Origin of the sequence: Streptomyces sp. NPDC004667, from assembly GCF_040609475.1 — a bacterium.
In the GTDB taxonomy this organism is placed as follows: Bacteria; Actinomycetota; Actinomycetes; order Streptomycetales; family Streptomycetaceae; genus Streptomyces.
The window spans coordinates 48,058-58,969 of record NZ_JBEXKC010000049.1 but is presented as its reverse complement, the minus strand read 5'-3'; the positions used below and the strand labels follow the sequence as shown (position 1 = coordinate 58,969).

10 protein-coding genes are annotated in these 10,912 nt (G+C 73.0%); 3 read left to right on the top strand and 7 right to left on the bottom strand.

All coding sequences use genetic code 11. The annotated features are described in order from the left end of the window. Positions 1–84 precede the first annotated feature (84 nt). Positions 85–1,347 carry a DUF4192 domain-containing protein gene (locus ABZW32_RS25150; RefSeq protein ID WP_356219562.1) on the bottom strand — a complete coding sequence of 421 codons (1,263 nt, stop codon included), beginning with the start codon at positions 1,345–1,347 and terminating at the stop codon, positions 85–87. Between the two features lie 124 nt (positions 1,348–1,471). On the opposite strand from ABZW32_RS25150, the gene ABZW32_RS25145 reads away from it, so the two are divergent. Both ABZW32_RS25145 and ABZW32_RS25140 read left to right on the top strand, forming a co-directional pair. After that, the gene (locus tag ABZW32_RS25145) at positions 1,472–3,631 is read left to right on the top strand and encodes a RecQ family ATP-dependent DNA helicase (protein WP_356219559.1); all 2,160 of its coding nucleotides are present in this window, start codon (positions 1,472–1,474) and stop codon (positions 3,629–3,631) included. 215 nt (positions 3,632–3,846) lie between these two features. Further along, entirely contained in the window at positions 3,847–4,476 is a 630-nt protein-coding gene (locus ABZW32_RS25140) for a hypothetical protein (RefSeq protein ID WP_356219557.1), read from the top strand. A 253-nt stretch (positions 4,477–4,729) separates the two neighbouring features. Here the strand turns inward: ABZW32_RS25140 and ABZW32_RS25135 are convergent, their stop codons facing one another. The 3 genes from ABZW32_RS25135 to ABZW32_RS25125 form a co-directional block, all read right to left on the bottom strand. Then, the gene (locus ABZW32_RS25135; protein WP_356219554.1) at positions 4,730–5,362 is read right to left on the bottom strand and encodes a hypothetical protein; all 633 of its coding nucleotides are present in this window, start codon (positions 5,360–5,362) and stop codon (positions 4,730–4,732) included. A gap of 59 nt (positions 5,363–5,421) precedes the next feature. Then, positions 5,422–6,132, bottom strand: a complete 711-nt coding sequence (locus tag ABZW32_RS25130; RefSeq protein WP_356219552.1) for a ribonuclease HII — start codon at positions 6,130–6,132, stop codon at positions 5,422–5,424. 138 nt (positions 6,133–6,270) lie between these two features. After that, positions 6,271–6,876 carry a TetR/AcrR family transcriptional regulator gene (locus ABZW32_RS25125; RefSeq protein ID WP_356219550.1) on the bottom strand — a complete coding sequence of 202 codons (606 nt, stop codon included), beginning with the start codon at positions 6,874–6,876 and terminating at the stop codon, positions 6,271–6,273. A gap of 139 nt (positions 6,877–7,015) precedes the next feature. Here ABZW32_RS25125 and ABZW32_RS25120 point away from each other — a divergent pair, with 139 nt between their 5' ends. Beyond that, positions 7,016–8,569: an MFS transporter gene (locus ABZW32_RS25120; protein WP_356219547.1), complete on the top strand. Its 1,554-nt coding sequence runs from the start codon at positions 7,016–7,018 to the stop codon at positions 8,567–8,569. Between the two features lie 65 nt (positions 8,570–8,634). On the opposite strand, the gene ABZW32_RS25115 is transcribed toward ABZW32_RS25120, so the two are convergent. From ABZW32_RS25115 to ABZW32_RS25105, 3 genes are all read right to left on the bottom strand, one after another. Next, the gene (locus ABZW32_RS25115; RefSeq protein WP_356219545.1) at positions 8,635–9,549 is read right to left on the bottom strand and encodes an ADP-ribosylglycohydrolase family protein; all 915 of its coding nucleotides are present in this window, start codon (positions 9,547–9,549) and stop codon (positions 8,635–8,637) included. A gap of 11 nt (positions 9,550–9,560) precedes the next feature. After that, positions 9,561–10,220: a histidine phosphatase family protein gene (locus tag ABZW32_RS25110; protein WP_356219543.1), complete on the bottom strand. Its 660-nt coding sequence runs from the start codon at positions 10,218–10,220 to the stop codon at positions 9,561–9,563. A 72-nt stretch (positions 10,221–10,292) separates the two neighbouring features. Then, entirely contained in the window at positions 10,293–10,898 is a 606-nt protein-coding gene (locus tag ABZW32_RS25105; RefSeq protein ID WP_030239584.1) for a YdbC family protein, read from the bottom strand. Positions 10,899–10,912 lie beyond the last annotated feature (14 nt).

The following is a 10,912-nucleotide window of genomic DNA, read 5'->3' as shown; positions in this document are numbered from 1 at the left end:
GCCCGTGGCCGCGGTGCCGCCGTGCGGGCCCGTGGCCGCGGTGCCGCCGTGCGGGACTCCGGCCGCCGGGGGTTCGGTGCGGGCTCACTGGTCGCTCCCCTCGGGGCGGCGGGTCGGACGGCGGCGCTTGCCGTCCCGGCGGCCGGGCGGACGGGTGGTGGCGGCGGAGCGCTTGCGGCGGGGTTCGCGGCGTCGGCGCTCCTCCCGCAGGCACTGCCGCAGCCCTTCCGGGTCGATGCCCTCGTTGCACGCGTGGTGGAGCAGCTGGGCGAAGCGGTACTCGGAGTCGGCCCGCAGGGCGAGCCCGAGGGCGATGCGTGCGGTCGGCTCGTCCCCGCCGGACCAGGAGACCCAGCCGGCCAGGGTGAGCGGCGCCGCCGCGTGTTCTCCGTACGCGCCGACGCAGCGCCGGGCCAGGGCCCGCCACAGGCGCAGGGCGGGGGCGGCTTCGTCGCCTTCCATCCACTCGGCGGCGATGTCGCGGATCTCTCGGTCCTGGAGGCCGAGGATCACGGCGGCGGCCTCGTCGTGCCCGAGGAGGGCGTCGTCCCAGTCGTCGGCGCGTGGACCTCCTTCGACGGGCGGCGCGAGGGTCAGGCGGCGCATCAGGGTCTTGGCGAGGGTGAGGGTCTCCGCTCCGACCTCCTCGCGGGTGGCCCCGTCGAGGATCTTCGGTACGAGGGCGACGGCCGCCCGGTCGAGGGCCTCCTCCTGCTCCGCGGCCCCGGCTCCGGCAAGCGGCGTGAGCCGGCTTTCGATCTCCTTCAGCGAGCCCCGGACCCGGAGTCCGGCGAAGGTCGCCGCCGCGGCCATGACCGAGGTGCCCGCCGGGGCGAGCGGGTTGCCCTCGGCCGGGCAGCAGCCGGAGTCGTCGCAGGTGTAGGACCAGTAGCGGCCGCCCGAGAGGCACAGGGCCTCCAGGACGGGTACGTCCAGGGAGCCGCAGGCGAGGCGCACCCGCTGGGCGAGCGGCCGCAGCCGGGTCATCACCCGCTGCCCGCTCTCCCCGGCCCGTGGGTCCTGGCACAGGAAGACGACGATGCCGTCCGGCTTGCCGCCGCGCCGCTCGCTGCCCCGCACGAGGCATTCGGCGACCTGCCGGGCGGTGTCCTCCCATTCGGCGGGCGTGGAGGGGATTCCGACGCGCAGGCGTCCGCCGAAGCGTCCGCCCTCGCCGTGCACGGCGACCATGACGAGGGAGTCCGTCGGATGGAATCCGAGCATGTAGGGCAGCGCGTCGGCCAGTTCGGCGGGGCTGCGCAAGGTGATCCGGGAGGCCTCGGAGGTTCCGGAGGGGCTGATGGAGGGTCGGTCGGACTGACTGCGGGATTCGTGGTTCGTCGTCATGGCTCGACGGTCCCGTGTGCGGACCGATCGCGAAACCCCTGTGGATAACTCGATTGAACCTTCAATATCCACAGGTCGAGGGCGTCATTGGCGCGATGTCAGAACCATCGGGTTGCATGGGGGTATGAACGCAGACCTGAGGTCCTCCGCAGATTCCGTACTCGCCCGCCTCGTGGGCGACCCCACGGGCACCGCACGGCTGCGCGAGGACCAGTGGCGGGCGATCGAGGCCCTCGTCGCGCACAAGCGGCGGGCCCTGGTCGTCCAGCGCACGGGGTGGGGCAAATCCGCCGTGTACTTCGTGGCCACCTCCCTGCTGCGGGCGGGCGGCGCCGGACCGACCGTCATCGTCTCCCCACTGCTCGCGCTGATGCGCAACCAGGTCGAAGCCGCCGCCCGGGCCGGGATCCGCGCCCGCACCATCAACTCCGCCAATCCGGAGGAGTGGGAGGGCATCCAGGCCGAGGTCGCGGCGGGCGAGGTCGACGTCCTGCTCGTCAGCCCCGAACGCCTCAACAACCCCGACTTCCGCGACCAGGTGCTCCCCAAGCTCGCCGCCGCCACCGGCCTTCTGGTGGTCGACGAGGCCCACTGCATCTCCGACTGGGGGCACGACTTCCGCCCCGACTACCGCCGGCTGCGCACCATGCTGGCCGATCTCCCGCCGGGTGTCCCGGTCCTCGCCACGACCGCCACCGCCAACGCCCGGGTGACGGCGGACGTCGCCGAACAGCTCGGCACCGGAGCCGGTACGGACGCCCTCGTACTGCGCGGCCCGCTGGACCGCGAGAGCCTGAGCCTGGCCGTGCTGACCCTCCCCGACGCCGCTCACCGGCTCGCCTGGCTCGCCGACCACCTCACCGACCTGCCGGGCTCCGGAATCATCTACACGCTGACGGTGGCCGCCGCCGAGGAGGTCACCGCCTACCTCCGCCACCGGGGCCACACCGTCTCCTCGTACACCGGAAAGACCGAGAACGCCGACCGCGAGCAGGCGGAGAACGACCTCCAGGCCAACCGCGTCAAGGCCCTCGTGGCCACCTCCGCCCTCGGGATGGGCTTCGACAAGCCCGACCTCGGCTTCGTCGTGCACCTGGGATCCCCCTCCTCCCCCATCGCCTACTACCAGCAGGTCGGCCGTGCGGGCCGCGGCGTGGAGCACGCCGAGGTGCTCCTGCTGCCCGGCCGCGAGGACGAGGCGATCTGGCAGTACTTCGCCTCGGTCGCCTTCCCGCCGGAGGAGCAGGTCCGCCGCACCCTGGACGTCCTGGCCCAGGCGGGCCGCCCCCTCTCCCTGCCCGCCCTGGAACCGCTCGTCGACCTGCGCCGCACCCGCCTGGAGACGATGCTGAAGGTCCTGGACGTCGACGGCGCCGTCCACCGCGTCAAGGGCGGCTGGACCTCCACCGGTGAGCCGTGGGTGTACGACGCCGAGCGCTACGCCTGGGTCGCCCGGCAGAGGTCCGCCGAGCAGCAGGCGATGCGGGACTACGCCGCCTCCACCGACTGCCGCATGGAGTTCCTGCGCCGCCAGCTGGACGACGAGGAGGCCGCACCCTGCGGCCGCTGCGACAACTGCGCGGGCGCCCGCTTCACCCCGGACGTCTCCGGCACCGCCCTGGACACCGCCCGCGGCGAACTGAGCCGCCCGGGAGTGGAACTGGAGCCCCGCAAGATGTGGCCGACCGGACTCGCCGCGGTCGGCGTCGACCTCAAGGGCCGGATCCCGGCCGGGGAACAGGCCTCGACCGGCCGGGCCCTGGGCAGACTGTCCGACATCGGCTGGGGCAACCGACTGCGCCCGATGCTGGCCGCGCAGACGCCCGACCAGCCGGTTCCGGACGATGTCGCCCAGGCTGTGGTCGCCGTACTCGCCGACTGGGCACGGGGCCCGGGGGGTTGGGCCTCCGGTGCGGCGGACGCCCCCGCCCGGCCCGTGGGCGTGGTCGCGCTGCCCTCGCGGAGCCGTCCCCTGCTGGTCGGCTCGCTCGCCGCCCGGATCGCCGAGGTCGGACGGATCCCGCTGCTCGGAGCCCTGGAGTACACCGATCAGGCACCGGAGTTCGGGCTGCCGTCCTCGAACAGCGCCCAGCGGGTCCGGGGACTCCACCAGGCCTTGACCGTCCCACAGGCCCTGACGGCCAGCCTGTCCGAGGCATCGGGTCCGGTGTTCCTCGTCGACGACCGGGCGGAGAGCGGATGGACCCTCGCGGTGGCCGCCCGGCTGCTCCGCCGGGCGGGCGCGAAGGGGGTGTTTCCGCTGGTGCTCGCGCTCCAGCCGTAGCCGAATGAGTCATCTCCGGCGCGGCGGGGCAAGGATATGAACGGCATACCGGCGAATTCCGGTCTGCTGCTTCAAATGCTCATTGCCCCGCCCTCGCGCACCACGCGAGAATCGGAGTGCTCCCGCTCGGCTCGACGGCACTCTCCAGGGCCGCGCCGCGGCGCGCCCACAGCCCAGCCGTGCCCGCTCGCGGGCGTGTACCCGAAGGGAGGACCGTGACCTTCGGATTCGCCCCGCCCTCGACCACGTCCCTGGCAACTGCGACCGGCGGCGCCAGCCGTCACGGCCGACTGCTCGAACCCGCCGAGTGGACGGCGGCCGGGATCCCCCTGCTCAGCAATCCGCGCGAGCTGGTCAGCGGACTGCACTCCCGGCACGGCCCCTCGCCCTCCACCGCCGTCATCGCGGTCCTCGGTCCCGAGGACCGGTTGGTGGCGAGCGCCTCCTTCGTGCAGCGGTCCGGCTCCGCGGACGGCTGGGAGTACCGCAACGCCCTGTTGTCCCGGCTGCGCCGGGTCATCCCGCACGACCTGCGGCGGCGGACCCCGGCAAGGACGGCGGTGCTGATGTACTGCCGCGACGGCGACGAGCGGTGGACCGAGGAGGACGGCGCCTGGATGTGGGGCCTGCGGGACGCCTGCACCCTGCACGGACTGCGCTGTGGCGCCTACATCACGCTGACCCGAGGGGGCTGGCAGGTGCTGGGCGAGGGCCGCGGCGGGCGAAGCCCCGGTTCGGACACCAGACCCGGGTACCTCGGATCGCTGGCGGCCGAGACGGCACCGCTGACCCTCAGCACCGCCGGCGGGGCGGCCGAGCCACTGCGCCGCACCGCCGCCCGCTGACCGCAGGACCGGTCCCGGCAACCCGGCCGGTCCCGGCAGCGCAGGCGGTCCCGGCGACACGCCTGGTCCCGGCGACACGGCCGGTCCCGGCGTAGGAACATCCGGACGCCGGGACCCTCATGACGTCCCGCCACACCGGGCGGGCAGGCCGGACGGCCGTACCCCCGCAAGGGCGTACGGCTGGTCAGGCCCAGGACTTCAGCGGGGCCGGCACCCGGCCCGCCCCGCCCCCGCCCGCATGGGGTGCTGGGCGTCAGACGCCCGCACCCAGCACGGAGTTGATCTGCTGCGCGTCGCCGCACACGATCAGCAGGGCCCCGGCGCGCGTCAGCGCGACCGGCAGCGCGGCGGCGACGGCACCGGCCGGTCCGCCGTTGGCCGCGAAGACCACGACGGGACGGCCCGCGGCGCGCTGCACCTGCGCCGCGTCCGCGTAGAAGATGTCGTCCTTGGCGTCGTGCTGGGCCCAGTAGGAGGCCTCGCCGAAGGACAGCTCGTGCGCGGCCCACGGGTGCGGGTCGCCGGTGGTGATCACCAGGATGTCGCCGGGCGCGCGCCCGGTGTCGAGCAGCAGGTCCACGGCCTCCTCGGCCGCGTCCAGCGCACCCTCGGCGGAGGCCGGGATCAGCTGGACCTGGGGCACGGCCGCCGAGACGGACGGCGCGGTGGGGGCTGCGGGAACGGGTCCGGGGGTGGCCTGTGCCGCGCGCTGCGCGGGCGGGGCGGGCCGGACGGGACCGGGGCGCCCGGGCCGGGGTACGGCTGCGGGACGCGGACCAGGTACGGGGCGGGGGGTCTGCGCGGTGCGGCTCGCGGCCGGCGTGACGCGGGGACCCTGGGCACTCTCGTGAATCTGAGGCTCCTCGATGGCGGGGGTGAGAGGCATGAGTTGATATCTATCAAACACCGGTACGAAACGTACCGGTGGGTGGCACGTGGGTGCGATCAGAAATCGAAGCCGAGTTGGCCTCCGTTTTCCAGCTCCATCGATTCCTCGCTCCGGCGCACCTTCTTCAAGTGGCGCCACTGGGGCAGCGCGTCGAGGTACGACCACGAGAGCCGGTGGTACACGGTGGGCCCCCGCACCTCAAGTGCGGCCCGGTGCACGGGCGAGGGATAGCCGGCGTTGGCGGCGAAGGCGAAGTCCTCTATTCCGTCGCCCCGTTCGCCCAGTTCGGCCATCATCCGGTCGCGCCGGACCTTGGCGATCACCGAGGCCGCGGCAACGGCGACGCAGGACTGATCGCCCTTGATCACCGTACGAACCCGCCAGGGCGGGCCGAGATAGTCGTGCTTGCCGTCGAGGATCACCGCGTCGGGCCGGACCGGCAGGGCCTCCAGCGCGCGCACCGCCGCCAACCGCAGGGCTGCGGTCATCCCCAGTTCGTCGATCTCCTCCGGGGAGGCGTGCCCCAGGGCATGTGCGGTGACCCAGTCCTCCAGGACGTCGAGCAGCGCGTCGCGTCGCTTGGGGGTGAGCAGTTTGGAGTCGGTGAGCCCCGCGGGCGGCCGGCGCAGACCGGTGATCGCCGCGCAGACGGTGACGGGACCGGCCCAGGCCCCTCGTCCGACCTCGTCGACCCCGGCGATGACCTTGGCGCCGGTGGTTGCACGGAGGGAGCGCTCGACGGTGTGGGTGGGTGCTTCGTACGGCATGGCGCCAGCAAGGGTACGCCGCCTCGGGCCGCCTGCACACCCCGGCCTGCGGCAAGCCGCACCGGACCGGACCGGTGGGACCGGACGCGCGCCCCCGGCGAGCCCGCGCGCACGCCCTTCGCGGGCCCGAGCCGGAGCTCAGCCCCGGAGCATCGGCACCATCAGCCCGTCGATCATCTCCGCGATTTCCGCGTCCGGCCATTCGCTCCCGCACAGCTTGGTCCGGTACATCAGCATCGCCGGAATCACATCGGTGATCAGCGGACTCGTGGCATCCGGACGGACGTCTCCCCGCTTGATTCCGCGGTCCACCAGCTCACGGATCAGCCGGTGCGCCGGCTCGTGCAGCCCGTCCCAGATGACCGCACGGAACCGGTCGGCATGGGCGTGGTCGCATTCGTGAAGCATCGCGCGAAGGGCCTCGCCGGCCGGCGAACGCATGACGTCCCGCATCCGCACACACAGCCGGTACAGGTCTTCGCGCACCGATCCGTGGTCCGCGATCCGTCCCAGCTCGGGCAGGCCCTCCCGCAACGCGTCGGCGACGAGGTCCGCCTTGGAGGACCAGCGCCGATAGAGCGCCGCCTTGCCGGTGCGCGCCCCGGCCGCGACGCCCTCCATGGTGAGGGAGGCCCAGCCGGCCGCGCCGAGCTGCTCCAGCGCCGCGTCGAGGATCGCCCGTTCGAGCTCCGGCCCCCGCCTGCGCCCCGGCGCCACGCCCTGCGGCCGACCCGAACCCGTCATGCTCCATACCTCCGACCGACCCGCGCGACTCGCACGGATTTCCCACCCTAGTGAACGCTTGCGTTCCCTACTGTGCGACTCCTACCGTGGACCCGCAGTGAACGAATGCGTTCACTATTTCACTTCGGGGGGATCCACAGTGACAAGCACCCGACTCGACGCTCCGCGGATACCGGGGGCCGCCCGACGGCCCGGGCGTCCGGGCGTGGCACTCGCCGTCATCGCGGCCTGCCAGCTCATGGTCGTCCTCGACGCGACGATCGTGAACATCGCGCTCCCGCACATCCAGACCGCCCTCTCCTTCTCCACCACCGACCTCTCCTGGGTGATCAGCGCCTACACGCTGGCCTTCGGCGGCCTGCTGCTGCTCGGCGGCCGCGCGGGCGACATCCTGGGCCGCCGCCGCGTCTTCATGACCGGGATCCTGCTCTTCACCCTCGCGTCCCTGCTCGGCGGATTCGCCCAGGAGCCCTGGCAGCTGCTGGCCGCCCGCGCCCTCCAGGGCGTGGGCGGCGCCATCGCCTCGCCGACGGCGCTCGCCCTGATCACCACCACCTTCGCCGAGGGCCCCGACCGCAACCGCGCCTTCGGCGTCTTCGCCGCCGTCTCCGCGGGCGGCGGCGCCGTCGGCCTGCTGGCCGGCGGCATGCTCACGGAATGGCTCGACTGGCGGTGGGTCCTCTTCGTCAACGTGCCGATCGGCGTGCTGATCGCCGTGCTCGCGCCGCTCTTCATCAACGAGTCCGAGCGCCACCCCGGCCGCTTCGACGCCGCCGGCGCCCTCACCTCCACCGGAGGCATGACGGCACTCGTCTACGGGTTCATCCGCGCTTCCGAGGAAGGCTGGCGCGACTCCCTGACCATCGGTTCCTTCATCGCCGCCGTCGTGATGCTCGGCGCCTTCGTGGTGATCGAGTCGCGGGCCGCGGAACCGATCATCCCGCTCCGGATGTTCGCCGACCGCAACCGGGCCGGCACCTACGCGATCATGCTCGGGCTGGCCGCCGCCATGTTCGGCATGTTCTTCTTCATCGTCCAGTTCGTACAGAACGTGCTGGACTTCTCACCGATCCGGTCCGGCGTCGGCTTCCTGCCCGTGACCGCCGCCATCATCATCGCCGCCGGCCTCTCCCAGCGCTTCCTGCCGCGCTTCGGACCCAAGCCCTTCATGGTCGCCGGGTCCGCGCTCACCGGAACCGGCCTGGCCTGGCTCAGCTTCATCCGGACCGACAGCTCGTACGTGTCCGGGGTGCTCGGCCCGATGCTGCTCTTCGGCTTCGGCATGGGCCTCAACTTCGTGACCCTCACCCTCACCGCCGTCTCCGGGGTGGCGCCGAAGGAGGCGGGTGCGGCCTCCGGGCTGCTCAATGCAAGCCAGCAGGTGGGCGGTTCGCTCGGCCTGTCCATCCTGGTCACCGTCTTCGGCACGGCCGGCCGCGAGGAGGCCGAGAAGCAGGTGCCGGCCTTCATGGCGCAGGCCGATCCGGCGCAGCTGGCCGCGTTCAAGGAGACCGGGCGGCTGCCCGACCCCTGGGGGGACTTCGTCCTCGCCCAGGGCATCTCCACCGCCTTCGCCGCCGCCGTGGCCATGGCGGGTCTGGCGCTGGCCACCGCGCTGCTGGTGATCCGGGTCCGCAAGAGCGACCTGGAAGCCCTCAACGGGGCCGCCGCCGAAGCCGGTCCGGCCGCCTGAGCGCGAAGGACCGTACGTACGAAGGCCCGGGCCGCCGGATCGGACCGTCGGCCCGGACCGTCGGCTCAGACCGCCGACCCGGGCAGCCACTCCGGGAGGGGCTCGGTGCGGGCCAGCCAGGCCTGCGGCAGCACCGCCTCGCCGCGCGCACCGAGCACCCCGCCGACGATCGCGCAGGTGGTGTCCACGTCCCCGCCCACCTGCGCGGTGGTCCAGAACGCCCTCTCGTAGTCGTCGAGCGACCGCGCCGCCGACCACAGCGCGAACGGCACCGTGTCGTGGGCGCTGGTGCGCCGCCCGCAGCCGAGGACCGCGGCCACGGTGGTCGCGTCGCCGTAGTCCAGCATGTCCCGGGCCCGGCGCACGCCCGCTCCCACGGCGCTGCGCGGCACCAGCGCGATGACCCCGTCCAGCAGCGCCTCGGGGGTCGGCGGGCCGGCCGGCGAGGCCGCCAGCGCGGCCGCGGCGGCCACGGCCATCGCCCCGCACACCGCCTCACGGTGCTGGTGGGTGGTGTAGGCGGAGATCTCCGCCTGGTGGGTGGCCTGCTCGGGGTCGTCCGCGTACCAGGCGCCCAGGGGCGCGATCCGCATGGCGGCGCCATTGCCCCAGGAACCCTGGCCGTTGAACAGCTCGGCCGCCAGCGTGCGCCAGTCCTCACCCTCCCGGACGAGGCGCAGCATCCGGTTGACGGCGGGACCGTAGCCGCGGTCGAAGTCGTGGTGGTCGGCGAACGAGGCCGCCAGCGCGTCCTGGTCGATGCGTCCGTGCGCGGCGAGCACGGCCACCACCGAGCAGGCCATCTCGGTGTCGTCGGTCCACTGCCACGGCTCGCTGCCGGGCGGCAGCTCGCGCCGCTTCAGCAGCGGGTAGTTCACGGGGACGAAGTACTGGGAGCCCAGGGCGTCCCCCAGGGCCAGCCCTCGGAGGCTGGACGTGGCGCGTGCGAAGCGCGTCTCGGGAGTGGAGTCAGCGGTCATCCCTCGCCACTTTAGCCGTCCAGGTCGTAAGGCTCGGGTGTGGTCCACCGCTCAAATGGGCGGTCCATCCGGTACCGGCCGTCCGGCCCCAGCATCAGTACCCGGAATTCGCCGTTCCCAGGGTTGGAGAGGGCTTCGAACTCGGCGACCGACCAGTGGAACCAGCGCATGCAGAAGAGCCGCATCGTCAGCCCGTGCGTCACCAGCAGCACGTTCTCCGGGTGGTCGGCCGCCTCGAAGCTGCGGTAGAGGCTTTCCAGGAAGGAGCCGACGCGGTCGTAGACGTCCGCGCCCGACTCCCCCTGGGCGAACCGGTAGAAGAAGTGCCCGTACGCGTCCCGGTAGGCCTTCTGGAGCCGTACGTCGTCCCGGTCCTGCCAGTTGCCCCAGTCCTGCTCGCGCAGCCGGGGCTCCTCTCGCATGCGTACCCGGGCGGGGTCCAGCCGCAGTTCGCGGAAGGTCTGCAGGGTCCGGCGGTACGGGGAGACGTACGCGCTGATGTGCTCGTCCCCGAAGAGCTCGCGCAGCCGGATCCCTGCCGCGCCGGCCTGCTCGCGGCCGGACGGGGTGAGCCGCAGGGCGTGGTCGGGTTCCCGCTCGTACACCGTGTCGTCGACGTTCCCCTCCGATTCCCCGTGGCGGACAAGGACGATGCGCCGTGGTCGTACCATTCCACGACCCTATTCGGCCGCCGACCGGGGCACGTCACGGGCACGCCGGTCGGGGCGCCACTCGTCGTACGGTCATACCGTCCAGGCGGGTTCGAGGTCGACGACGTCCCCGGTGAGCGCCTCGACGTCGGCTTCGGTCTGGGCGCGCAGCGAGAGCCGCTCCACCCGTTCCTGCCGGTACTTGCCGTGCTCGGCCGCGGCGAGCCACATCGACAGGACGAGGAACTCCCGGCCGGGCGCCTCCCCGAAGAGGCCTCGGATCATTCCGGGGGAGCCCGCCATGGCCGGATTCCACACCTTCTCCTGCATGCGGGCGAAGTGCTCGTCACGGCCCTCCCGCACCCGGGTGTGAGCGACCCGGACCACGTCGGCGTCGCTGAAGCGCGGCTCGAAGCCGGTCTTCACGTCGAAGCGGTGGTCGAAGAGCGTGACCCGCGCGTCGGTGAAGGTGCCGTTCTGGGAGGCCGCGAGCCTGTCGTGCGAGCGGGCCATGAACGAGTCGTAGAAGGATCGGCTCTCCCAGAACGCGAAGACGTGCGCGACCCCCTGCCGGCCCCTGCTCCAGCCGCCGCCCTGCCCCCGGAATCCCGGTTCGCCGGGCAGCCCCGCCCATTTGCGCTGCCCACGCTCGAACCCGCGTCGGTCCGTCACCGTGCAGCGAATCCACTTGACCAGCACCGCGCCATCGTACG

Coding starts and splice junctions, on each gene's coding strand:
- ABZW32_RS25115 (WP_356219545.1), bottom strand. CDS start 9,549: ATGACCGCTGACTCCACTCCCGAGACGCGCTTCGCACGCGCCACGTCC.
- ABZW32_RS25125 (WP_356219550.1), bottom strand. CDS start 6,876: ATGACGGGTTCGGGTCGGCCGCAGGGCGTGGCGCCGGGGCGCAGGCGG.
- ABZW32_RS25130 (WP_356219552.1), bottom strand. CDS start 6,132: ATGCCGTACGAAGCACCCACCCACACCGTCGAGCGCTCCCTCCGTGCA.
- ABZW32_RS25145 (WP_356219559.1), top strand. CDS start 1,472: ATGAACGCAGACCTGAGGTCCTCCGCAGATTCCGTACTCGCCCGCCTC.
- ABZW32_RS25135 (WP_356219554.1), bottom strand. CDS start 5,362: ATGCCTCTCACCCCCGCCATCGAGGAGCCTCAGATTCACGAGAGTGCC.
- ABZW32_RS25110 (WP_356219543.1), bottom strand. CDS start 10,220: ATGGTACGACCACGGCGCATCGTCCTTGTCCGCCACGGGGAATCGGAG.
- ABZW32_RS25150 (WP_356219562.1), bottom strand. CDS start 1,347: ATGACGACGAACCACGAATCCCGCAGTCAGTCCGACCGACCCTCCATC.